This is a genomic window from Nocardia sp. NPDC087230 (genome assembly GCF_044744725.1).
Lineage (GTDB): Bacteria > Actinomycetota > Actinomycetes > Mycobacteriales > Mycobacteriaceae > Nocardia > Nocardia canadensis.
On record NZ_JBIUYV010000006.1, the window covers coordinates 402,229 to 424,535 of the forward strand.

Here is a 22,307-nt window from a genome sequence, read left to right on the forward strand (position 1 = left end):
CGCTACAGGCTGAAGGCGATCGCGCGCAGGATCAGCACGGCGATGAATACCAGGGTGAAGGCCAGATCGATGCCCAGGCCGCCCATCCGCAGCGGCGGCAGGATACGTCGCACGGGTGCGATCACCGGTTCGGTCGCGGCATGGGTGAACGACCGCGCCTTGCCGACCCAGTCCGGACCCTTTCCTGCCAAGGCCAGCCAATCGAGCACCATCCGCGCGAGCAGCACGAACATGAACACCGTCAGCGCGTAGCCGACCACGGTTCCGATGAGACTCATAACGCCACTCCTTAGGAAGCCGCACTGGACCTCGTACCCGATCAACGCCGACCACCGCGCCGAAGTGTCCTTCCCGGATGGTTCTCAGCCGATTATCAGCCCTGGCTCGTCGTGGCCGAGGCTCCGCCGCGCACCGCCGCCGGGAGCAGTCCGGAGACAGCGCGAGCCCCGGGCGGTCGACCCGGGGCTCGCGTGGTGACGATCTACTTCTTGCGTTCCTTCTTCTCGCGCACGCGCACCGAGATGCGTACCGGCGAGCCGTCGAAGCCGAACTCCTCGCGCAGACGGCGCTCCAGGAAGCGGCGGTAGCCCGCCTCGAGGAAGCCGGTGGTGAACAGCACGAACGTCGGCGGGCGGGTGCCCGCCTGGGTGGCGAACAGGACGCGGGGCTGGCGGCCGCCGCGCATCGGCGGCGGGGTGGCCGCGATGACTTCCTTGAGCCAGGTGTTCAGGCGGCCGGTGGAGATGCGCTTGTCCCAGGACTCGAGCGCGGTCTCCATCTGCGGCACCAGCTTCTGCACGGCGCGGCCGGTGTGGGCGGAGATGTTGACCCGCTGGGCCCACGGCACCCGCACCAGATCGCGGTCGATCTCGCGCTCGAGCATGTAACGGCGGTCCTCGTCGACCAGGTCCCACTTGTTGAACGCCAGCACCAGCGCGCGACCGGAGTCGGCGACCAGGCTGATCACGCGCAGGTCCTGTTCGGTGATCGGCACCGAGGCGTCGATCAGCATGATCGCGACCTCGGAGGCCTCCAGCGCCGACTTGGTCCGCAGCGAGGCGTAGAACTCGGTACCGGTGGCATTGGACACCTTGCGGCGCAGACCGGCGGTATCGACGAACTTCCAGGTCTTGCCGCCCAATTCGACCAGCGAGTCGACCGGGTCGACCGTGGTGCCCGCGACATCGTGGACGACCGAGCGCTCGTCGCCGGAGAGCTTGTTGAGCAGACTGGACTTGCCGACGTTCGGCTTGCCGACCAGCGCCACCCGACGCGGTCCGGCGGCGCCGGTGCCCTCGCGCGGGGTCTCGGGCAGCGCGCCGAGCACGTCGTCGAGCAGATCGCCGGTGCCACGGCCGTGCGCGGCCGAGACCATGCGCGGCTCACCCAGACCCAGCGACCACAGGCTCGCCGCCTCGATCTCGACCTTCTGGTCGTCGACCTTGTTGGCCACCAGGATCACCGGGATCTTGGAACGGCGCAGCTTGCGCACCGCGGCCTCGTCGGTGGCGGTGGCGCCGACAGTCGCGTCGACGACGAGCAGGATCGCGTCGGCGGTCTCCATCGCCACCTCGGCCTGCCGGGCCACGTGCTGCTGCAGACCCTTGGCGTCGGGCTCCCAGCCGCCGGTGTCCTGCACCAGGAATCGGCGTCCGGCCCAGCTGGCCTCGTAGGAGATGCGGTCGCGGGTGACGCCGGGGATGTCCTCGACGACGGCCTCGCGGCGGCCGAGGATGCGGTTCACCAGGGTCGACTTGCCCACGTTCGGACGGCCGACGACCGCGACGGTGGGCATCACGAGGTGTTCGTCACCCTCGTGCTCACCTTCGAGATCGGCGATCTCCCAGTCGGATTCGTCCGACCACGTGCCGTCTCCGACCAGTACCTCTTCGTCGATCATCGCGACCCTCCTGTCGTGGCCGAAAGCTGCTGGGCCACCACGCGGTAGAGCTCGTCGATGGTCTCGTCCATCGTCAGGTCGCTGGTGTCGACGAGCACCGCGTCGGCTGCGGGGCGCAGCGGCGACACCGTGCGGGTGGAGTCGAGGGTGTCGCGGCGCTGCACGTCGGCCAGCACGGCCGCGTAGTCGTCGCCGCGGCCCTCGCGGATGTTCTGGGCATTGCGCCGCTGGGCGCGCGCCTCCGCGGAGGCGGTGAGGTAGATCTTGGCGTCGGCGCCGGTGAGCACGACGGTGCCGATATCGCGGCCCTCGACCACGATGCGCCCGGACACGGCCGCGATCTCACGCTGCAGCGCGACGAGCTGCTCGCGCACCTCGGCGACCGCGGACACCGCGGACACGGCCTTGGTGACGGCATCGCCGCGGATCTCGGCGGAGACGTCCTCGCCGTCGAGCTCGATCACCTCGTGGCTGGGATCGGTGCCGATCGACAACGGCAGCGCCGCGACAGTGTCCGCGATGGCGGCGACGTCGGTCAGGTCGACCCCGGCACGCAGCACGCGCAGCGTCGCGACCCGGTACATGGCGCCGGTGTCGAGGTAGCGGGCGCCCAGGCGGGTCGCCAGCCGACGCGACACACTGGACTTGCCGGTGCCGGACGGGCCGTCCATCGCGACGACGAGCGTGCCGTCACCGGTCATCCGGTCGCCCGAGATCTCCACCGAGAAATCCACTCCGTTCACAGCTGCACCGCCTCGTAGAGTTTGCCGATCTCGTCGCGGCCGAGCACGCGCAGCGTGCCGGGACGCTGGTCGCCCAGCGCCACCGGGCCGATGTGGGTGCGCACCAGCCGGATCACCGGGTGGCCGACCTCGTCGAGCAGCCTACGCACGATGTGCTTGCGGCCCTCGTGCAACACGAGCTTGACCAGCGAGCGACCCTCGTAGGCCTCGAGCAGCATGAACTTGTCGACCTTGGCCGGACCGTCCTCGAGCTCGACGCCCTCGCGCAGCCGCTTGCCGACCAGGCGGTAGTTGACCTCGCCGTTGACGGTGGCCAGGTAGGTCTTGGGCACCTCGAACGACGGATGCATCAGGCGATGCGCCATCTCGCCGTCGTTGGTGAGCAGCAGCAGGCCCTCGGTGTCGGCGTCGAGACGGCCGACATGGAACAGGCGCTGCCCGGCGGCGATCCGCTCGGCGACGATGTCACCGACGCAGGGACGGCCCAGATCGTCGGACATGGTGGACTGCCAGCCCTTGGGCTTGTTCAGCACCAGGTGCACCAGCTCGTCGCGGACGACGACACGGGTGCCGTCGACGCGCACGACCGCGTTCTCCGGATCGACGCGCAGACCCTGCTCGCGCACGATCCGGCCGTCGACCTCGACGCGACCGGCGGCGATCATGTCCTCGGCCGCGCGGCGCGAGGCCACACCGGCCTTGGCGAGCACCTTCTGCAACCGTTCGCCTTCGCCCCAGGGCAGCTTCTTCGGGCCCTCGGTGTTCTCGGCGTGCTGGTGCCGGGCCGGCTTGGCGTTGTTCAGGATCGTCGGGGCGACGACCTTGCGCTGCGGCTTGGCGTTCTTGGTCTTGCGCACGGGCGCCTGCGACGTCGCGGGACGGGCGGTGCCGCCCGCGCGCTGGGTCCCCCGTGCCGGGCTGCCCGCCGAGCCGCGCTGGTAGCCACCCTCCCGGCGGTCGTCGCCGCCGCGCTGGTAACCGCCGCGACGGTCGTCGCCGCCGCGCTCGTAGCCGCCCGCGGAACCGCCGCGCCGATCGTCGGTGGCGCCACGCTGGTAGCCGCGTCCCGCCGCGCCGCGCCGATCGTCGGTGCCCCGGGTGAACCCACCCGAGGAGGGGCGGCGGCCGGTCGACTCACCGCGCTCGTACCCGCCGGTGCCGCGGCGGCCGCCGGCCTCCCCGCGGCTGCCCGACTGCCCGGTGCGCGCGGTGCCGCCGCGGGTTCCCGCGGTTCGGTTCGCGCCGCTACGGGGCTGGTCGTTGCGTTTTCTTCGGTCCGGTGTGCCATCTCGGCGAGCGGAATTATTCATCTGTCCTGTCAATCGTCGGTGCCGAGGTCCATGTCGGACTCGGCCGGTTTCTGCAGCCTGGTGAACCGTGGATCGGTCTCCAGGCTCTCGCTGATCTCGTCGATCAGGTCGACGCCGGGAAGCAGCGGCGCCAGCGGTGGCAGGTCGCCCAGTGAGGCGAGCCCGATCCGTTCGAGGAACAACTCGGTGGTGCGGTACAACGTGCCGTTGGTGTCGGGATCCTGACCCGCTTCCGCGATCAAGCCCCTGGCCAGCAGTGTGCGCATCACTCCGTCGACGTTCACCCCGCGAACCGCGCTGACCCTCGTCCGGGTCACCGGCTGGCGGTAGGCGATCACCGCCAAGGTCTCCAAGGCGGCCCGGGTGAGCTTCGTCCGGGCCCCGTCGAGCAGTACCCGCTCGACATAGGGCGCGTACTCCTGTCGAGTATAGAAGCGCCAGCCGTCACCGACGAAACGCAGGTCGATGCCACTGCCCCGGGCCGTCAGCTCCGCGGCCATCGCGCGCAGGGTGGCCTCGACCCGCTCGGAGGTGTCGTCCAGGGCCGCGGCCAGCTGTTCTACCGGCGCGGGAGCATCGACGACGAGCAACATCGCCTCGAGCGCCGAGCGCAGTTCCGCGTCCTCGAGCGGCTCGGAAGTGAACTCCGCCACTGCCTCGGTCATGCTGTGCCCTGCGGCCGCCGCCTGCGGGCCTGACCCGATCATCCGTAGTCCTCCTCGAACGTCAACGCCGCCGCTTCGGCGTCCGGATCCAGCTCCCCGAGCCAGCTCACGGCCAGCGGCCCGAGCGGATCGGGCTGGTCGAACGCGATGGTCTTGCCGCGATACAGCTCCAGCAACGCCAGGAACCGGGCGACGATTTCCACCGGGACGGTGCAATCGGCCACCAGTTCGGCGAAGGTCGTCCAGCCGCCGGGCCCGCGTTCCTTGAGCCGGGCCAGCACCAGCTCGGCCTGCTCGGCGACCGAGATGGTGTGCATGTGCAGATGCCCCAGACCGACCTGCGGAATCGGGCGCGGCCGGAACGCCGCCGCCGCGATCTCGGCGAACGCGCCGATGTCGACGCCGAGGGTCACCTCGGGCAACAGCCCCTCGAACTGTTCCTCGAGCGCCACCGAGCGCGGATACCGGCGCAGCGCGGCGGCTTCCAGCTCGGCGAGCAGTTCGGCCACCTGCTTGAACGCCCGGTACTGCAGCAGGCGGGCGAACAGCAGGTCGCGGGCGTCGAGCAGTTCCAGATCGTCGGCGTCGGTCATCTCGCCCGAGGGCAGCAGCCGGGCCGCCTTCAGGTCGAGCAGCGTGGCCGCGACGACGAGGAACTCGGTGGTCTGGTCGAGGATCTTGTCCGCGCGCAGCTTGGTGTTCTCGGCGAGCTCGGCGGTCAACGCTTTCGTGTAGGCGATGAACTCGTCGGTGACCTGATGCAGCGCGACCTCGGTGACATCGAGCTTGCGCGAGCTGATCAACGTCAGCAGCAGGTCGAACGGGCCTTCGAAGTTCTTCAGCCGCAGGTGGAACCCGGTGTTCTCGGCGGCGGGCGCCGCTTCTTGCTGAGCCTCGTGCACCTCGGGTATTGCGTCGATCACCGGCCCGACCGGTGGATGACTTCGCGTGCCATCGCCCGATACGACTCCGCGCCCGCCGATTTCGGGGCCCAGGTGGTGATCGGCTCGCCGGCGACGCTGGCGTCGGGGAACCGCACGGTGCGCGAGATCGCGGTGTCGTAGACCAGGTCACCGAAGACCTCCACCACGCGCGACATCACCTGACGGGAGTGCAGCAACCGGGCGTCGAACATGGTGACCACGATGCCGTACAGGCTCAGGCGCGGGTTGAGCCGGTCGCGCACCTTCTCGACGGTGTCGTTGAGCAGCGCGAGCCCACGCAGCGAGAAGTACTCGCATTCCATCGGGATGATCACCCCGTCGGAGCAGGCCAGCGCGTTGACGGTGAGCAGGCCGAGCGAGGGCTGGCAGTCGATGAGGATGTAGTCGTAGCGATCGCGCACACCCGCGAGCGCCCGGCCCAGCGACTGCTCGCGGCCCACCTCGTTGACCAGCTGGATCTCGGCCGCGGACAGGTCGATGTTGCTGGGTAACAGGTCCATCCCGTCGACCTTGGTGGTCTGCAGGACGTCGTCGACGCCTGCCTTCCCGCCGATCAGCAGGTTGTGCACGGTGAGGTCGAGATCGTGGTGGGCCACCCCGAGGCCCGCCGAGAGCGCGCCCTGCGGGTCGAGGTCGACGAGGAGCACGCGGCGGCCGTATTCGGCCAGGGCCGCACCGAGATTGATGGTCGAGGTGGTCTTGCCGACCCCGCCCTTCTGATTGCACATGGCCACCACCAGCGCGTCACCGTGACGCTGCACCTGCGGCGGTTCGGGTACCAGTCGCAGCGGGCGCCCGGTCGGGCCCATCTCGACGGCCTCGGCGACCTGATCCGGTCCACCGTCCCACGGTGTTTCCGCTGTCGTCACGATCCGCTGCTCCTTATACGTTTCCTACCGGTAACCCCTGTCGAGGGTAGCGAGGCCGATTCGGGACCGGCTCGCTTTCGTACGGTCCAGCTCTGGTGGTAGACGCTACCGCTCGGACCGGTGAGGTACAGCATGGCAACGCCGGGCGTGTTCGCACGATACCCGCCCGGCACGACCGCGCGGTGCCGGTTCACCTGGCCCGCGGATGGGCGGTGGCCCAGACCTCGCGCAGCGCGCTCACCGTCACGAGGGTGTAGATCTGCGTCGTCGTGACCGAGGCGTGCCCGAGCAGTTCCTGCACGACGCGCACATCGGCGCCGCCGTCGAGCAGGTGGGTGGCGAAGGAGTGCCGCAGGGTGTGCGGCGACACCGTCGCCCCGATCCCGGCGCGTTCGGCGGCGGTCTGCAACACCTGCCAGGCGCTCTGCCGGGACAGCCTGCCCCCGCGCGCGTTGAGGAAAAGGGCCCCGCCGGAACCCTTTCCGGCGGCGGCCAGGGACGGACGACCGCGCACCAGGTAGGCGTCGACCGCGGCGAGCGCCGGCCTGCCGATCGGCACGAGCCGCTGCTTGCCGCCCTTGCCGTGCAGTACCACGCACCGCTGCTCGGCGTCGAGGTCGTCGACGTCGAGACCGACCATCTCCGAGATCCGCGCCCCGGTGGAGTACAGCAGTTCCAGCAGCGCGCGGTCGCGCAGGCCACGCGGACCACCGTCGGCACCGCCCGAATCACCGTCGCCGCCCGCGGCTTCGAGAACGCGCAGCACCTGGTCGTAGGGCAGCGCCTTCGGCAGCCGCCGACCCGGCGCGGGCGGTTTCACCGCGTGCGCCACGTCGGTCTCGGTGATGCCCTCGGCGGCGGCGAACCGGTGCAGGCCACGCACCGCGATCAAGGCCCTGGCCACGGACCCGGCGGCCAGCGGCGGATGATCCGGCCCACCCGACCGCAACGCCATGGTGAACTCCGCGACGTCGCCCTGCGCGACCGCACCGAGATCGGCGATGCCGCGACCGGACAGGAAGATGCGGTAGCGAGCCAGGTCGCGCCGGTAGGCGCCGAGGGTGTTGCGCGCGGCTCCGCGCTCGACCGCCAAGTGGTCGAGGTAGGCGTCGATCTCCCGCGCGAGCACGCCCGATGCCGCCTAGTCCCCGCCGACCACCGGGGCGGGCAACGTCGTGGTCCTCACGCGCCGCTCCCGGACCGCGCCTCGGCGGCCTTGCGCCGCAGGAACGCGGTCGGCTGACCCGGCCACGGCGCGTCGGCAGGACGCAACGGCACCGCGCTCGCCGTGGCCGCCGCGTAGGCGAGCACCCCGGCGACCGCGGTCGCGTTCACGATCTCCCCGGCCAGCGCCGCCCGGACCGCCTCGGCGACCGGCATCCTGACCAGTTCGAGATCGGCTTCCTCGTGCTCGGGCTCCGGCCGATCGGTCGCGGTGAGCCCGGTCGCGCAGAACACCCGCAGCGCCTCGTCGGTGAACCCCGGCGACAACGCGACGTCCACCAGCACCGACCACTCGGCGGCGGCCAGGCCCGTCTCCTCGGCCAGCTCACGCTTGGCCGCGGTGAGCGGGTCCTCGCCGTCGATGTCGAGCAGCCCGGCGGGCAGTTCCAGCAGCCGGGTCCGGATCGGATGCCGGTACTGGCGGATCAGGACGATGTTGCCGTCGTCGTCGAGGGCGAGCACCGCGACCGCGCCGTGGTGCTCGATGACCTCGCGCTCGGCGACCCGCCCGTCCGGCATCGCGACCTGATCCTGGCGCAGGGCCAGGATCGCGCCGCTGTAGAGCACCCGGCTGGAGACCGTCTCGAAGTCATGACTACCGGGCTGGCTCACGTCGCTGCTCTCCCGCTCAGAGATCCGCGGCCTGCTCCGCGAGCTCTTCCTCCGGGAAGTCTACGGGAAGGCGTTCGGCCAGTTTGTATTTCAACGCCGCGTTGATCAGCGCGGCGAAGAGCGGATGCGGCCTGGTCGGACGGCTCTTGAGCTCCGGGTGCGCTTGGGTGGCGACGAAGAACGGATGCACCGAGGCCGGGTACTCGACGAACTCCACCAGGTGCCCGTCGGGCGAGGTGCCCGAGAACACCAGACCGCTCTTGGCGATGGCGTCGCGGTAGGCGTTGTTCACCTCGAACCGGTGCCGATGCCGCTCGGAGACGTGCTCGGAGCCGTACGCCTGCGCGACGACCGAGCCCTTCTGCAGGGTGGCCGGGTAGGCGCCGAGGCGCATGGTGCCGCCCAGATCGGCCTCGCCGGCGACGACGTCTTCCTGGTCGGCCATGGTGGAGATGACCGGGTTCTTCGTGTCGGGCTCGAACTCGGCCGAGTTGGCGTCGTCGATACCGACCGAGCGCGCGGCCTCGATGACCACGCACTGCAGACCGAGGCACAGGCCCAGCAGCGGGATGCCGCGGTGGCGGGCGTAGCGGATGGCGCCGAGTTTGCCCTCGATGCCGCGGATGCCGAACCCACCGGGGATCAACACGGCGTCGACGTCACGCAGCGCAGCCTGGGCGCCCGCCTCGGTCTCGCACTCGTCGGAGGGCACCCAGCGGATGTTCACCTTCGCGCGGTGCGCGAAGCCACCGGCGCGCAGCGCCTCGGTCACCGACAGGTAGGCGTCGGGGAGGTCGACGTACTTGCCGACCAGCGCCACCTCGACGGTCTCGCGCGGGGAGTGCACGCGATCGAGCAGGTCGCCCCACACGGCCCAGTCCACGTCGCGGAACGGCAGGCCGAGCTTGCGCACCACGTAGGCGTCGAGGCCCTCGCTGTGCAGCACCTTCGGGATGTCGTAGATCGACGGCGCGTCCGGGGTGGAGATGCACGCCTCCACGTCGACGTCGCACATCAGCGCGATCTTGTTCTTGAGCCCCTGCGGCACCTCACGGTCGCAGCGCAGGATCAGCGCGTCGGGCTGGATACCGATGTTGCGCAGCGCGGCCACCGAGTGCTGCGTCGGCTTGGTCTTGAGCTCACCCGAGGGCGCCAGGTACGGCACCAGCGACACGTGCAGGAAGAACACGTTGTCGCGGCCCACGTCGTGGCGGATCTGGCGCGCCGCCTCGAGGAACGGCTGCGACTCGATGTCGCCGACGGTGCCACCGATCTCGGTGATCACCACGTCCGGCACATGCCCCTCGAGATCGGGACCCTGCATCGCCAGGATGCGGTTCTTGATCTCGTCGGTGATGTGCGGGATGACCTGCACCGTGTCGCCCAGGTACTCGCCGCGGCGCTCCTTGGCGATGACCGTCGAATAGATCTGCCCGGTGGTCACGTTCGCGTCCTTGGACAGATCGCGATCGAGGAACCGCTCGTAGTGGCCGACATCCAGGTCGGTCTCGGCGCCGTCTTCGGTGACGAACACCTCGCCGTGCTGGAACGGGTTCATGGTGCCCGGATCGACGTTCAGATACGGGTCGAGCTTCTGCATCGTCACCCGCATGCCGCGCGCGGTCAGCAACTGACCGAGGCTGGAAGCGGTGAGACCCTTACCCAAAGAGGAGGCGACGCCACCGCTCACGAAGATGTGCTTGGTGGCATTTCGAGCCTGATTCCGTGTTTGACCCACGGAACTCCAGAGTAACAGGCACCCGCCTCTCCGCGTATTTTGCGGGTCGTTTGCGGCGGAGCGTGTTGCGCGCCGGACCGGCGGCCGGGTGCTCGGCGGGCGCGGGACGGGCCTGGCGGGTCACCCGGGTACTCGGGTGACCGGTCGTCCGGCACGACCGCGGAGGGAAACCTCAGCGAGGCATGGCGACCATGGTCAGCGAGGTCGCGGTTGGCCCGGTTCCATAGCGGCCCGCGCCGCCGGAAAGCTGTTCGGTGAAGGCGAGAGCCGTTGTCACCCTGCCGATTTCGCGGTCGGCATTGTCGACCGTGGTGACCGTCGTCGCCAGCGGTGCCTGGGCCCGGACATGGGCGATGGCGCCGTTGCCCTCGGCGGCCCCGGCACGCCCCGCGAGCACCGTGCCCGCCGCCCGCGCCCGGACCGCTCCGGTGAAGCGGGCGATAGTCGCGCCCTGTCCACTGTCGGATGCGACACCGTTGCCGGTGACCACGACGGCCAGTTGCGCGGGTCGCACCGGCGTATCGCCGTAGGCGAGGAATCCGCCGCCGCGCAACGTCTCGAGGACCAGCGCGAGCTCGGGGGCGGTGCTGCGCGGCTGATTGGTCGCCGGGTCGAGCAGCAGGGTCAGGCCGAGCAGGTCGCCCGCCATGCTGCCCTGGTCCACGGCGCCGGTCCGCAACTGCGCGCCCGCGGGGACGATATTGGTCAGCGCCGAGCGCATCCGGTCGCCCTCCCCCGCGTCGACGAAGGAATCGGTGAGCGCGATCCGGCCGGTCACCTGCGCACCGGCGGTCTCGAGCGCCTTGCTCACCCCGTCGATGTCGCCGGGATCGGCGTCGGGGGTGGTGAAGACGACGACGCTGCGGTCGGTCAGGGTGCCGCCGAGCAGCTTGCCCGACGAGTCGGCGATGAAGCGGTCCGCGGCGTCGAGGCGAGCGGTGAGCTGTTCGTTCTGCGCGCTCAGCGCGTCGACCTGGCCGCGCAGGTCGTTCTTGTCCGAACGCAGCCCGGACAGCATGTCCGAGGCCAGGGTCTGTGAGCCGAGCACCACCCCGACGGCCAGCGCGAGGAAGATCGCGGCGATCGAGATGGCATGGTGACGCACCGAGATCACAGCAGACCACGCACCCACAGGACGAAGCGGTTCCAGTACTCGATCGCCCAGTCCAGCACCTCGGATCCGTTGTGCGAGGCCAGGATCACCACCACGATCGCGACCAGCGCCGCCAGCACCACCAGCGCCAGCGCGGCGCCGGAGGAGCGCTGCCGGTACAGCGTCGAGACCGCCTTGGCGTCGACGAGTTTCGCGCCGACCTTGAGCCGGGTCAGGAAGGTCGCCGGATTGCTGTCGCGACGGCCGCGGTCGAAGAAGTCCTCCAGCGAGGCGGGCGCGCCGGCCAGCACGATCAGCGACGCGCCGTGGTGATCGGCCAGCATCAGCGCCAGATCGGTAGGTGAGCCCGACGACGGGAAGGTGGTGGCGCCGATGCCGAGGTCCTGGATGCGCTCGAGACCCTTGGCGTGTCCGTCGGTGTCGGCGGGCAGGATCATCTCGGCGCCGGATCGCAGTGTCTCGGTGCTGATCTCGTCGGGATCGCCGACGATCAGGTCCGGCTTGTACTTGAGCTTGCGCAAGGTGTCGGCACCCCGGCCCACGCCGATCAGGATCGGCGCGTACTCCTTGATGAACGGCTTGAGCCGCTGCAGTTCCTCCTGGTGCCCCGACCCGTCGGCGACGACGACCACGTGCCGGTTGCGCAGTTCGAGGTCGATGTCGGGGACCCCGATCCCGTCGATGAGCAGCGCGCTCTCGGTGCGGACGAACTCGGTGGTGTTGCCGGCGAACGCGTCGAGGTGGTCGGCCAGCCCGTTGCGAGCCTCGATCATCCGGTCGGCGATGGCCGACTCGTCGAACTCGATGCCCTCGACCAGGACCTCGGGTTCCTTCTTGGTCAGCTTGTCCGCGTAGACGATGCCCTCGTCGATGCGGACCTTCATGCCGTCCTTGATCTTGCCGAACGCGTCGGCCGAGACGGCGTCCATCAACACGATCCCGTTGGCCACCAGCACTTCCGGGCCCAGATTGGGATAGCGGCCGGAGATGGACGGCGAGGTGTTGATCACCGCGACGACGCCCGCCTCGACCAGCCGATCGGCGGTGTGGCGGTCCAGATCGGTCTCGTCGAGGACCACGACATCCCCGGGTCCGACGCGCCGCAACAAGCGCCGGGTGTTGCGATCCACCCGGGCGATCCCGGTGACACCGGGCAGCGTTTCCGTGTTCCGCGACAACAACGCCGGCATCTTCATGTGGCCGATGATGCGGGCAAACCCTCAACCTTTGGTGGAGGCGCGCCGAATCACCGGTCACATTCGTCACTGTGATCCCGCGCGCACAGCAACCCGCGGGCCATCACCTCCGACCGCGCCGAACGGTCGCCGACGCTAGGACTCGTCGTCCTGCCGCAACTTCGCCGCGACCTCGAGCGAGGTCGCGTGCAGGCGCTCGAACAGGTCTAGCACCAGGGCGAGCTGATCGTCGGAGTAGTCGTCGAGCGCGGCGGCGAAGCTGCGCGCGAGTAGTTCGTAGTGCGGGGCGATCTCATCGATCCGGGCCGGGATCGCGGTCACGATCACCCGCCGCCGATCCGCGACGTCGTGTTCGCGGCGCACATATCCCGCGGCCAGCAGCCGGTCGACCATCTTGGTCACCGCGCCGGTGGTGAGCGCGGTCTGCGCGGCCAGCTCCCCCGCGGTCGCCGGGCCGCCCAGCCGCAGCATGTTCAGGCAGCGCAGATCGGTGACGTGCAGACCGAGCTTGTCGGCGACGGCCTGATGCAACATGACGCCATCGGTCGCGCTGCGCTGTGCGGCGACCGTCAACGCTGCCGCGAGCTCGGCCCTCCTGTCGGACATCCCTTGACACCTTCCGCTCCGGCCGGGATTATCTTCCTAAGTCAGATTATTACTGAAGACACTACTTCCCGGATCGACCTCTGACCGATCGATCCTAGTTTTCCGGAGGGCGCCATGACCGATCCCCAGTCCGACGAACACGCGATCCGCGCCCTGTTCACGGCGATCAGCGATGCCTGGGCGGCCGGCGACGCGCGCGCGTTCGCCGCCGCGTTCACCGACGACGCCGAATACGTCACCTGGTTCGGCCGCCACTACACCGGCCGCGCGGCCATCGAGGCCTGTCACGCCGGGCTGTTCGCGAAATACCTGAAGAACACCCGCCTCGACGGCGAGATCACCCGGCTGCGCTTCCTCACCCCCGACGTCGCGGTCGTCGACGGCCGCGGCGCGGTGGTCAAGGGCAAGCGCACGCGCACCCGGCGCAACACCAAGGACAACATCTACGTCGCGGTCCGTCACGACGGCCAATGGCGCTTCGCCGCCTTCCACAACACGAAATACCACTGGTTCTTCGATGCGATGACGGCCAGGTCGGAACGCGGATGACAACTACCCGTATGCTGCGGGTCACAGATACCTCGGACAGGAGACAATCCATGCCCCGCAGCACCGTCGAGACGGTTTTCGACGCACCTCGCGACATCGTCTACCGCCTTTTCACCGAGCGTGAGGCCGTCAGCCCCTACCTGCCGATCCAGGTCAAGCTCATCAAGCAGGGCGACCCGGCCACCGGCGTGGGCGCGCAGCACATCCTCGGCTTCGGCAAAGCCGGTGTCATCGAGGAGATCACCGCGCTGGTTCCCGGCGAGCGGATGGAGTACAAGATCGTCAAGGGCGCGCCGGTCAAGCGCCACGTCGGCATCATCACCTTCGCCGACACCAGCTCCGGCGGCACCCGCGTGGTCTACACGATGGAGTCCGAGCCGTCGCTGCCCGTGCCCGCGCCGGTCCTCGAATTCGGCCTTCGCCAGCTGACCAACCAGCTCATCGGCGGCGTCCGCAAAGCCCTGAAGTAGGCGCGTCGACGTCGCCCGCGGTCCGCGCGGGCGACGTCACCCGCGTGGTCAGGCCGGAGCGCGCTCGGCCCGCGCGGTTTCCAGCAGTTCCTCCGCGTGCGCGCGGCCGGTCTCGGTGTCGTCGAGGCCCGCGAGCATGCGCGCCAGTTCGACCACCCGCTCCTCATCGGTCAGCGTGCGAACTCCGCTGTCCACCTTGCCTTTTCCATCATCGGACTTGTTCACCACCAGGTGCGTGTCGGCGAAGGCCGCCACCTGCGGCAGATGGGTCACCACGATCACCTGATGGGTGCGGGCCAGCCGCGCCAGCCGCTTGCCGATCTCCACCGCCGCCCGGCCGCCGACGCCGGCGTCGACCTCGTCGAACACCATCGTCGCGCCGTGATCCGATCCGGCGAGGACCACTTCGAGCGCCAGCATCACCCGGGAGAGCTCACCGCCGGAGGCGCTCTTGCTCAACGGCAGCGACTGCGCGCCGGAATGGGCCGAGAGCCGGAACTCCACCTCGTCGACACCGTGCGACCCGGCGTGCAGCTGCGCGCCGTCGATCTCGATCGGCGCCGAGTCCTGCGCGTTGGCCTGCATCGGCCGCACCTGCACCTCGAGCCGGGCCTTGCCCATCGCGAGCCCACCGAGCTCGGTGCTCACCGCCGAAGCCAGCTTGCCCGCCGCCTTCGCGCGGGCGGCACTGAGCTTGCGGGCGGCCTCGCGGACCTTGCCCGCCGCGGTCTCCACCTCACCGGCGAGTTTGGCCAGCGCGTCCTCGGACACGTCCAGCGAATCCAGGCGCGCGCGCGACTCGTCGGCCCAGGCGATCACGCCGTCGATATCGGGCGCGTACTTGCGGGTCAGCGACTTCAGCTCGGCCTGCCGGTTGAGCATCGAGTCCAGGGCGCCGGGGTCCGAGGGCAGTTCCGAGAGGTAGCCGCTGAGTTCGGTGGTCACGTCGACGACCACCGCGATCGCCTCGCCCAGCCGCGGCGCCAGCCCGGTCAGCCCGGGGTCGTCGGCGGAGTCCAGCCGGGCCCGCGCGCCGCCGAGCAGATCGAGCACGCCGCCGCCATCGGCGGCGGAGTCGGTGGGACCGGACAGCGCCTCGTGCGCGGCGACCGCGGCCTCGCGCAGCGAATCCAGATCGCTGAGCCTGCGGATCTCGGCGACGAGCCGGGTGTCCTCACCGGGTTCGGGCGCGATGCCGTCGATCTCGGCCAACGAGTGCTTGAGCCGGTCCGCCTCGAGCGCCAGCTCCCGGCTGCGCGCCGTCCGCTCCAGCAGCTCCGAGCGCGCGTCGAGCCACGTCCGGCGATGCACCTGGTATTTGCGCAGCAGCCCGGCGACCCCGTCACCGGCGAACTGGTCGAGCGCGGCGAGCTGCTGTTCGGGCCGCTGCAGCCGCAGCTGGTCGTTCTGGCCGTGCACGGTCAGCAGCCGGGAGGTGAACTCGCCGAGCACCGCGGCGGGCACACCCCGGCCGCCCAGGTGCGCGCGGGAGCGTCCGTCGCTGTTGACGGTGCGGACCGCGATCACGCTGCCGTCCTCGTCGGCCTCGGCGGCGGCCGACTCCAGCACTTCGCCGACGGCCGCGCGGGCCGCGTCGTTGACGTCGTCGATGACGAACCGCCCCTCGACCACGGCCTTCGCCGCGCCGAGCCGAACCCGCCCGGCGTCGGCGCGGGCGCCGCTGAGCAGATGCAGGCTGGTGACCACCATCGTCTTGCCCGCACCGGTCTCACCGGTGAGGACGGTCAGGCCCGCATGGAACTGCGCGGTGGCCGTCGAGATGACGCCGAGTCCGTCAATCCTGATCTCTGTCAGCATCGCGGCTGTTCTCCGTTCGCTGTCTACCCCGCCAGCCGGTGACCGGCAGCTGGAACTTCCGCACCATCCGGTCGGCGAACGGCGCGGAATCCAGCCGCACCCACCGCACCGGTCGTTCGCCGCGCACCACTTCGGCGCGGCCGCCGCGCGGCAACGCCAGGGTCCGCCGACCATCCAGGAACACGATCGCGTCGTGCCCGGTCGCCACCGTCTCGACCGCGATCCGCGATTCCGGGCTGGTCACCAGCGGCCGCGCGAATAGGGCGTGCGCGTTGCTCGGGATGACCAGCATCGCTTCGAGTTCCGGCCACACCACCGGACCGCCCGCCGAGAAGGCGTAGGCGGTCGACCCGGTCGGGGTGGAGATGAGGATGCCGTCGCAGCCGAACGACGACACGGGCCTGCCGTCGACCTCGAGCACCACTTCGAGCACGCCCATGCGCTGGGCGTTCTCCAGGCTGGCCTCGTTGAGCGCCCATCCACGTTCGACGACGGTGTCGTCGACCCGGACGGTGACGTCGATGGTCATCCGGTCTTCCACGCGGTAGTCCCGGTCGACCACCTGGGCCAGCGCCTCGTCGAGATGCTCGGCCTCGGCCTCGGTGAGAAAACCGATGCGGCCCAGGTTGATTCCGAGCACCGGCACCCCGGACGGCCGGCCGAGTTCGGCCGCGCGCAGGAAGGTGCCGTCGCCGCCGAGGGCGAGCACCATCTCGCAGCCCAGCGCCGCGGACGGGCTGTGCGGCACCACCCGGACCGGATAGCCGGCGGGTTCGTCCTCGAACCGCGTGCTGTCGGCCTCGTCGGCCAGCACCCGCAGGCAGATGCCCGCCTCGGCGAAGATCTTCGCCACCCGGTGCGCGGTCTCGATGATCTCCGCGCGGCCGGGGTGGGCGACGAGCAGGATCTCCCTGCCGCCCTCGTGCGTGTTCACTGCGGACCCTCCTCGACGGCGCGGGCGACCAGCGCTTCCACTTCCGCGGCGTCGTAGTCGAACGGGCCGACCTTGCGCAGCCACAGGAAGTACTCGACATTGCCCGACGGACCGGGCAGCGGACTGGCGACGACACCCTGGGTCCGCAACCCGAGCGCGCCCGCCGCGGCGGCCACCTCGCGCACCACTTCGGCGCGCAGCGCCGGGTCGCGCACCACGCCACCGGATCCGACCCGCTCCTTGCCGACCTCGAACTGCGGCTTCACCATCGGCAGCAGATCGGCGCCGTCGGCGGCACACGCGGCAAGCGCGGGCAGTACCAGTCCCAGTGAGATGAACGACAGGTCACCGACGACGGATTCGACTGTGCCGCCGATGGTTTCGGGGGTGATGTTGCGCACGTTGGTGCGGTCGTACACCTGGACCCGATCGTCGTTCTGCAACCGCCAGATCAGCTGGCCGTACCCGACGTCGACCGCGGCCACCTCCTTCGCGCCGCGCGCGAGCAGCACATCGGTGAACCCACCGGTCGACGCGCCCGCGTCCAGGCAGCGCTTGCCCGCGACGCTGAGACCCTGCGGTTCGAACGCCTCGAGCGCGCCGAGCAGTTTGTGCGCCCCGCGCGAGGCCCAGGACACCTCGTCGGGTTCCTCCCGCACGATCAGCGGGGTGCCGGTCTCCACCGCCGTCGCCGGTTTCACGGCCACGGTGCCGGCAATCAGGACGCGGCCCGCGCTGATCAGCTCGACCGCGTGTTCTCGCGATCGCGCCAATCCGCGGCGAACCAGTTCGGCGTCCACACGCGCTCGCCTGGCCACCTCAGATCTTGTCCACTGTCGCCAGGGCGTCCACCAGCACATCGTGCGCCTGCTCGAGAATGCGCGCACGCCGGGTGATGTCGGCTCCCGTCTCGGTGTTCTCGGCCGGTCCGGTCACCGCAGGCGCCGCGCCGAGTTCGGCCAGCAACGCATCGACTTCGGCCTTGATCCGATGCGGGTCGGCCGGTTCCTGCCGCGCCTGACCACCCGGCAGGTGAGTGCCGGGCAGGGGAATCCCTGGGCGGGGTGGCTGCGGCGCGCCGGGCGGCGGTGAACTCGGAGTACTCATCGTGCCGTCAACGCTATCGGATTTCCGAATCGGCTGCGCGCACGCGTACCGCCCGGCCGGGGTGCTGTCGCAACAGTTCCGCGACCTCCGCGGGGGCGACGGCATCCGGCACGATCTCGTCGTTGAGCGCGTCGAGCGAGCCGGCGACGAAGGTGGGCACCTGGGCCGGTGGCGCGAGCAGGACATCTTCGAGGGTGCTGACGCCGGTGAGCACCAGCAGCGAGTCGAGCCCGAGCCCGTTGGCGCCCTCGATATCGGTGTCGATCCGATCGCCGACCACCAGCGCGGCGCGGGCGCCCGCTCGCGCGAGCGCGTCTTCCATCAGCGGCGCGAACGGCTTGCCCGCGACCAGCGGCTCGCGATCGGAGGCGGTCCGCAACGCGGCGACCATCGATCCGTTGCCCGGCGCCAGACCGCGCTCGTTGGGCAGCGTGCGATCGGTGTTGGCGGCGACCCACAACGCGCCCGCGCGCAGCGCGTAGGCGGCTTCGGCGAGGTCCGGCCAGGCCGTGGCGGGCGAGTGCCCCTGCACGACCGCGTCGGGCGGCGTGTCGCCGAATCGGCGGATCGGCACGAGGCCGACCGCGGTGATCTCGGCGGCCAGGTCGTCGGTACCGACGACGAGCACCCGGGAACCGGGGGCCAGCCGGTGCGCCAGCATGCCCGCCGCGGCCTGCGCGCTGGTCACCACGTCATCGGCCGTGGCCGGATAACCCAGCTCGGCCAGATGCTCGGCCACCGGACCGGGGCCACGGGCCGCGTTGTTGGTGACATAGACCAGCCGCTGCGCCGAATCACCGTCTGGGGCGAGCGCTTTCGGACCGCCGTCGATCACCTCGGGACCGCGGTACAGCGTCCCGTCCAGATCGAGCAGCAAAGCGTCGTATTGATCGCGTAGCCGGTTCACACACCCTCACTCCGTCGTCACTGCCGGGTCGAGCACCTGCGCCGACCCTAGGCGAGGGCACCGACAGTCCCGCGTCCACGGAACCACCGAATCGCACTCGCACTCTTCATGATCGAGCATGCGGAAACCGTCCGTGCACGGTGTACCCGCTTTTCGCAGCCCGCTTTCGCGCGCGTCGCGGCGCTCGGTGACACAGGTCACCACCCCGCCAGGAAGTAAACGGACTGCGGTCCGGTTATTACCGATCGAACTGCCGCACCGGCGCAGTCGTCATCCTTCGCACGGAGAGGTCCACGCAATGGACATCGTTTTCTTGGTCGGCCGCATCCTGCTCGCGGTGATCTTCGCCTTCTCGGCCATCGGCCACTTCACTCAGGCCGACGGGATGGCCCAGTACGCGGCCGCCAAGGGGGTGCCCGCGGCCAAAGCGGGCGTCATCGTCAGTGGCGTCGTCGCGCTAGTGGCCGCGCTGTCGCTGATCCTCGGTGTCTGGCTCGATCTCGGCGCACTGCTGCTCGTGGCGTTCCTGGTTCCGGTGAGCCTGTTCATGCACCCGTTCTGGAAGGAAACCGACCCGCAGGCCAAGCAGACCGAGATGATCGGGTTCAACAAGAACCTCGCCATCGTCGGTGGTGCGCTGATCCTGTTCTACCTGGTCAACACCACCCAGCAGGTGCCGCTCGGCCTCACCGGCCCGCTGTTCGGCGCCTTCTGATCCCTCGACGCACAACGGCCGCAGGCCGGGAACCCGCTATCGGTTCCCGGACTGCGGCCGTTGCTTGCTGAACTACGCGTCGCCGGTGAGTTCCGCGGCGCGGTCCTCGGCGTCGGTCTCGCCGTCGAGATCGGCGGCAGCGGCATTGAGGAACCACTGCAGGCCGTCGTCGGTGCGGCCGGCCGCGACCAGCGCGTCGGCGTAGGCGTAGAACAGGCGCGCGGCGGCCGAACCGGTGCGCGCCGGATCCAGATCGGGAGTCTGCAGCGTCACCACGGCCTGGTCGAACTGACCCAGATCCATCCGCGCGCCGGCGACCACGATCCGCAGCTCGGTGGCCTCGTCACCGCTGAGCGCCTGTGCCTCTTCGCTGCGGCCGAGCTCGATGGCCCGTTCCGGCCTGCCCAGACCGCGCTCGCAGTCCGCCATCACGGCCAGCAGCCCGGAGCCGCCGGACATGCGGCGCGCGGTGCGCAGCTCGGAGAGCGCCTCCGCCCATTCCTCGGCGTGGTAGGCCACCACACCGGCGGTCTCGCGCACGACGGCGATCCGGCCCGCCCGCTGCCGTGCGGCCCGTGCGTGGGCCAGCGCGAGCCGGGGATCGTCCTCGAGCAGTTCGACGGCCATCACCATGTGCCGGGCGACAGTCTCGGCGTTGTTCTTGTCCAGGCTCAGCAGATCGCGGCGCACCGCCGGATCGAGATCGGAGGCTTGCACGTCTTCGGGCAGGTCCGGCTCGTCGGGACGCGCGGCGCGCCGATCGGTGGACCGCCCGCCCGCTGACCTGGCGCCTTCGCCGCCGCGACGGCGGTCGTCACGGTCGTCGCCGCCACGGGCGCCGTAGCCGGCGTCGGCCCGACGATCCGCGCGGTCTGCCGCCTCGTCGCGAGGATCGGGCTCGGCGGTCGGCGACACGGTGCGATCGCCGTCGTCGCCGCGTTCGGTGTCGTCGGCCTCGGCGCGATCGGCGGACCGGGTCCGACCCGCATCGTCGCCGGACTCGGCGCGATCGGCGTCGTCCGCCGACTCCGCTCGACCGTTGTCGTCGACGTCCTCGGCACGCTTGGTGCTCGACGAGGTGTCGTCGGACTGCTCAGTGGACGCGGTCTCCTCACTCACCGGCGAATCGAGGTCGGCCGATGCGAGATCGGTCGACTCGCTCTCGGCGGCATCGGCATTCGCGGCGGCCGAGGACACGACGCCGAGGACATCGCCCTCGCGCTCGCGCCGCTTCTCGCGGTAGGTGCCGTCCAGCGGCGCGCCGTCCTCACCGACGTAACGGTTGCCACCGCCGGAGCCGCCACCACGCTTGAAGCCACCGCGCCCGCGATCGTCGTCACGACGGGGGCCGCGATCGTTGTCGTCACGCCGCTGGTAGCCGCCGCGATCGGAGCTCTCGCTCCGGCGGAAGCCACCGCGATCGGAGGACCCGCGCGAACGGTCGTCGTTGTCGTTGCGACGGAACCCGCCACGATCGCCCGAGCCACCACGGCCCGCGTCGTCACGACGCTGGTAACCACCACGGTCGCCACTGTCACGCCGCTGGTACCCGCCGCGATCGCCACCACGGTCGGAGCCACCACGCGAACGGTCATCGCCCTCGCTGCGCCGGAACCCGCCGCGATCCGAACTGCCACGCGAACGGTCGTCACCCTCGTTCCGGCGGAAGCCGCCACGATCCGAGGACCCGCGCGAACGGTCATCGTTGTCGTCGCGACGGAACCCGCCACGATCGCCCGAGCCACCACGGCCCGCGTCGTCACGACGCTGGTAACCACCACGGTCGCCACTGTCACGCCGCTGGTACCCGCCGCGATCGCCACCGCGATCGGACCCACCACGCGAACGGTCATCGCCTTCGTTCCTGCGGAAGCCGGAGCCACCGCGCGGACGGTCGTCGTTGTCACGACGGAACCCGCCACGATCGCTCCCACCGCGCGAGCGATCGTCGCCCTCGTTGCGACGGAAACCACCGCCGGCGCCACCCCGATCCGAGCCGCCACGGGGACGGTCGTCATCGTTGCGACGATACCCGCCACGGTCGCCACCGCGATCGAAACCACCTGTGGGACGGTCGGATTCGCCACGGCGGAAGCCGCCACGGTCGCCGGAGCCACCGCGGCCGGCGTCGTCACGACGCTGGTAACCACCACGGTCACCACTGTCGGAGCGCCGGAAACCGCCGCGGTCGTTGTCGTCACGCCGCTGGTAACCGCCACGGCCGGCGTCGTCACGACGCTGATAGCCGCCGCGGTCGCCACCACGGTCGGAGCCGCCACGGGGGCGATCGTCATCATTACGGCGGTACCCGCCACGGTCGCCGGAGCCACCACGGCCGGCGTCGTCACGACGCTGGTAACCACCACGGTCACCACTGTCGGAGCGCCGGAAACCGCCGCGGTCACCGCCGCGATCGTCGCGGTTGAACCCGCCACGCTGGCCCTCGGAACGGTCGGAACCGCCACGGCCACCACGATTGTCGTCGTTGCGGCGGAATCCGCCGCCTTCGCCACGGTTGTCACCGTGTCCGCCACGGGGGCGATCGGTCGGTTCGCCGCGCCGGCCGAAACCGCGGGCGTCTCCGTCCCGGCGGAAAGGCTTCCGTCCGTCGTTGTGTTCCGACACGGCGATCCCTTTCTAGATTCCCCGGCCTCGGGGAGTGTTGTCGTGGCCCCGCCTACAAGAATTCAACCACGGGCGGAGGACGGGGCATCGTCCGCCTGGCGTGCCGGGGCATGGCAGCCCCACAAACGCCGATAGGGGACCCAATTCTGGGTCCCCTATCGCGAAGGATGTTCCGGCGGTGTCCTACTCTCCCACACCCTGTCGAGTGCAGTACCATCGGCGCAGGTGGCCTTAGCTTCCGGGTTCGGAATGGGACCGGGC

At 70.3% G+C, this 22,307-nt stretch carries 23 protein-coding genes and 1 rRNA gene; 3 read left to right on the forward strand and 21 right to left on the reverse strand.

What is annotated here, in order from left to right; genetic code table 11:
• Positions 1-2: 2 nt before the first annotated feature.
• The 13 genes from ACIO52_RS22805 to ACIO52_RS22865 all read right to left on the reverse strand — a co-directional run bounded on the left by ACIO52_RS22805 (position 3) and on the right by ACIO52_RS22865 (position 12,921).
• Complete coding sequence (locus ACIO52_RS22805) at positions 3-278, reverse strand: YggT family protein (protein WP_316574144.1); 276 nt, start codon at positions 276-278, stop codon at positions 3-5.
• A gap of 203 nt (positions 279-481) precedes the next feature.
• On the reverse strand, positions 482-1,900 hold the full coding sequence (gene der, locus ACIO52_RS22810; protein ID WP_402646547.1) for a ribosome biogenesis GTPase Der: 1,419 nt from the start codon (positions 1,898-1,900) through the stop codon (positions 482-484).
• Positions 1,897-2,601 carry a (d)CMP kinase gene (cmk, locus tag ACIO52_RS22815; RefSeq protein WP_218717916.1) on the reverse strand — a complete coding sequence of 235 codons (705 nt, stop codon included), beginning with the start codon at positions 2,599-2,601 and terminating at the stop codon, positions 1,897-1,899. Before cmk ends, der begins: the two co-directional genes overlap by 4 nt.
• 38 nt (positions 2,602-2,639) lie before the next feature.
• Entirely contained in the window at positions 2,640-3,953 is a 1,314-nt protein-coding gene (locus ACIO52_RS22820) for a pseudouridine synthase (RefSeq protein ID WP_316574143.1), read from the reverse strand.
• An 8-nt stretch (positions 3,954-3,961) separates the two neighbouring features.
• A complete protein-coding gene (gene scpB, locus ACIO52_RS22825) occupies positions 3,962-4,618 on the reverse strand; it encodes an SMC-Scp complex subunit ScpB (protein ID WP_218716048.1) in 657 nt (218 codons plus the stop codon).
• A gap of 38 nt (positions 4,619-4,656) precedes the next feature.
• Positions 4,657-5,541, reverse strand: coding sequence for a ScpA family protein (locus ACIO52_RS22830; protein ID WP_374104815.1), 885 nt, complete (start codon positions 5,539-5,541; stop codon positions 4,657-4,659).
• Positions 5,538-6,371: a ParA family protein gene (locus tag ACIO52_RS22835; protein WP_255586654.1), complete on the reverse strand. Its 834-nt coding sequence runs from the start codon at positions 6,369-6,371 to the stop codon at positions 5,538-5,540. Before ACIO52_RS22835 ends, ACIO52_RS22830 begins: the two co-directional genes overlap by 4 nt.
• Positions 6,372-6,621: 250 nt before the next feature.
• Positions 6,622-7,560 carry a site-specific tyrosine recombinase XerD gene (gene xerD / locus ACIO52_RS22840; protein ID WP_402646551.1) on the reverse strand — a complete coding sequence of 313 codons (939 nt, stop codon included), beginning with the start codon at positions 7,558-7,560 and terminating at the stop codon, positions 6,622-6,624.
• Positions 7,561-7,613: 53 nt separating this feature from the next.
• A complete protein-coding gene (locus tag ACIO52_RS22845; protein ID WP_316574141.1) occupies positions 7,614-8,267 on the reverse strand; it encodes an NUDIX hydrolase in 654 nt (217 codons plus the stop codon).
• Between the two features lie 16 nt (positions 8,268-8,283).
• On the reverse strand, positions 8,284-10,005 hold the full coding sequence (locus ACIO52_RS22850) for a CTP synthase (RefSeq protein WP_218716052.1): 1,722 nt from the start codon (positions 10,003-10,005) through the stop codon (positions 8,284-8,286).
• A gap of 172 nt (positions 10,006-10,177) precedes the next feature.
• On the reverse strand, positions 10,178-11,119 hold the full coding sequence (locus tag ACIO52_RS22855) for a copper transporter (RefSeq protein WP_402646555.1): 942 nt from the start codon (positions 11,117-11,119) through the stop codon (positions 10,178-10,180).
• Positions 11,116-12,315 carry a putative cytokinetic ring protein SteA gene (gene steA / locus ACIO52_RS22860; RefSeq protein ID WP_316574139.1) on the reverse strand — a complete coding sequence of 400 codons (1,200 nt, stop codon included), beginning with the start codon at positions 12,313-12,315 and terminating at the stop codon, positions 11,116-11,118. Before steA ends, ACIO52_RS22855 begins: the two co-directional genes overlap by 4 nt.
• A 135-nt stretch (positions 12,316-12,450) precedes the next feature.
• Entirely contained in the window at positions 12,451-12,921 is a 471-nt protein-coding gene (locus ACIO52_RS22865) for a MarR family winged helix-turn-helix transcriptional regulator (protein ID WP_402646558.1), read from the reverse strand.
• 114 nt (positions 12,922-13,035) lie between these two features.
• On the opposite strand from ACIO52_RS22865, the gene ACIO52_RS22870 reads away from it, so the two are divergent.
• Positions 13,036-13,470 carry an SgcJ/EcaC family oxidoreductase gene (locus tag ACIO52_RS22870; RefSeq protein WP_402646561.1) on the forward strand — a complete coding sequence of 145 codons (435 nt, stop codon included), beginning with the start codon at positions 13,036-13,038 and terminating at the stop codon, positions 13,468-13,470.
• A gap of 50 nt (positions 13,471-13,520) precedes the next feature.
• Positions 13,521-13,940, forward strand: coding sequence for an SRPBCC family protein (locus ACIO52_RS22875; protein ID WP_218716057.1), 420 nt, complete (start codon positions 13,521-13,523; stop codon positions 13,938-13,940).
• A gap of 48 nt (positions 13,941-13,988) precedes the next feature.
• Here ACIO52_RS22875 and recN read toward each other — a convergent pair whose 3' ends face one another.
• From recN to ACIO52_RS22900, 5 genes are read right to left on the reverse strand one after another with little or no spacing between them, the layout of a single operon-like run.
• On the reverse strand, positions 13,989-15,758 hold the full coding sequence (gene recN, locus ACIO52_RS22880; protein ID WP_402646565.1) for a DNA repair protein RecN: 1,770 nt from the start codon (positions 15,756-15,758) through the stop codon (positions 13,989-13,991).
• Positions 15,736-16,692 (reverse strand): NAD kinase, encoded by a 957-nt coding sequence (locus tag ACIO52_RS22885; RefSeq protein ID WP_218716059.1) that lies wholly within the window; start codon positions 16,690-16,692, stop codon positions 15,736-15,738. The genes recN and ACIO52_RS22885 overlap by 23 nt, the downstream gene beginning before the upstream one ends.
• Positions 16,689-17,510, reverse strand: a complete 822-nt coding sequence (locus ACIO52_RS22890) for a TlyA family RNA methyltransferase (protein WP_342802009.1) — start codon at positions 17,508-17,510, stop codon at positions 16,689-16,691. The genes ACIO52_RS22885 and ACIO52_RS22890 overlap by 4 nt, the downstream gene beginning before the upstream one ends.
• 1 nt (position 17,511) lies before the next feature.
• Complete coding sequence (locus tag ACIO52_RS22895; protein WP_218716061.1) at positions 17,512-17,799, reverse strand: hypothetical protein; 288 nt, start codon at positions 17,797-17,799, stop codon at positions 17,512-17,514.
• Between the two features lie 13 nt (positions 17,800-17,812).
• Complete coding sequence (locus tag ACIO52_RS22900) at positions 17,813-18,706, reverse strand: HAD-IIA family hydrolase (RefSeq protein WP_402646569.1); 894 nt, start codon at positions 18,704-18,706, stop codon at positions 17,813-17,815.
• A gap of 298 nt (positions 18,707-19,004) precedes the next feature.
• Here ACIO52_RS22900 and ACIO52_RS22905 point away from each other — a divergent pair, with 298 nt between their 5' ends.
• Positions 19,005-19,421 carry a DoxX family protein gene (locus ACIO52_RS22905; protein WP_218716063.1) on the forward strand — a complete coding sequence of 139 codons (417 nt, stop codon included), beginning with the start codon at positions 19,005-19,007 and terminating at the stop codon, positions 19,419-19,421.
• Between the two features lie 72 nt (positions 19,422-19,493).
• On the opposite strand, the gene ACIO52_RS22910 is transcribed toward ACIO52_RS22905, so the two are convergent.
• From ACIO52_RS22910 to rrf, 3 genes are all read right to left on the reverse strand, one after another.
• Positions 19,494-20,540 carry a hypothetical protein gene (locus tag ACIO52_RS22910; RefSeq protein ID WP_402646573.1) on the reverse strand — a complete coding sequence of 349 codons (1,047 nt, stop codon included), beginning with the start codon at positions 20,538-20,540 and terminating at the stop codon, positions 19,494-19,496.
• Positions 20,537-21,934, reverse strand: a complete 1,398-nt coding sequence (locus ACIO52_RS22915) for a hypothetical protein (protein ID WP_402646576.1) — start codon at positions 21,932-21,934, stop codon at positions 20,537-20,539. The genes ACIO52_RS22910 and ACIO52_RS22915 overlap by 4 nt, the downstream gene beginning before the upstream one ends.
• 282 nt (positions 21,935-22,216) lie before the next feature.
• Positions 22,217-22,307, reverse strand: a 5S ribosomal RNA gene (gene rrf, locus ACIO52_RS22920); the annotation flags it as partial.

Bases quoted from the DNA above. Each gene is read 5' to 3' on its own strand.
- ACIO52_RS22805 (WP_316574144.1), bottom strand. From the start codon at position 278: ATGAGTCTCATCGGAACCGTGGTCGGCTACGCGCTGACGGTGTTCATG.
- der (WP_402646547.1), bottom strand. From the start codon at position 1,900: ATGATCGACGAAGAGGTACTGGTCGGAGACGGCACGTGGTCGGACGAA.
- cmk (WP_218717916.1), bottom strand. From the start codon at position 2,601: ATGACCGGTGACGGCACGCTCGTCGTCGCGATGGACGGCCCGTCCGGC.
- ACIO52_RS22820 (WP_316574143.1), bottom strand. From the start codon at position 3,953: ATGAATAATTCCGCTCGCCGAGATGGCACACCGGACCGAAGAAAACGC.
- scpB (WP_218716048.1), bottom strand. From the start codon at position 4,618: ATGACCGAGGCAGTGGCGGAGTTCACTTCCGAGCCGCTCGAGGACGCG.
- ACIO52_RS22835 (WP_255586654.1), bottom strand. From the start codon at position 6,371: ATGGGCCCGACCGGGCGCCCGCTGCGACTGGTACCCGAACCGCCGCAG.
- steA (WP_316574139.1), bottom strand. From the start codon at position 12,315: ATGAAGATGCCGGCGTTGTTGTCGCGGAACACGGAAACGCTGCCCGGT.
- ACIO52_RS22865 (WP_402646558.1), bottom strand. From the start codon at position 12,921: ATGTCCGACAGGAGGGCCGAGCTCGCGGCAGCGTTGACGGTCGCCGCA.
- ACIO52_RS22870 (WP_402646561.1), top strand. From the start codon at position 13,036: ATGACCGATCCCCAGTCCGACGAACACGCGATCCGCGCCCTGTTCACG.
- ACIO52_RS22875 (WP_218716057.1), top strand. From the start codon at position 13,521: ATGCCCCGCAGCACCGTCGAGACGGTTTTCGACGCACCTCGCGACATC.
- recN (WP_402646565.1), bottom strand. From the start codon at position 15,758: ATGCTGACAGAGATCAGGATTGACGGACTCGGCGTCATCTCGACGGCC.
- ACIO52_RS22895 (WP_218716061.1), bottom strand. From the start codon at position 17,799: ATGAGTACTCCGAGTTCACCGCCGCCCGGCGCGCCGCAGCCACCCCGC.
- ACIO52_RS22905 (WP_218716063.1), top strand. From the start codon at position 19,005: ATGGACATCGTTTTCTTGGTCGGCCGCATCCTGCTCGCGGTGATCTTC.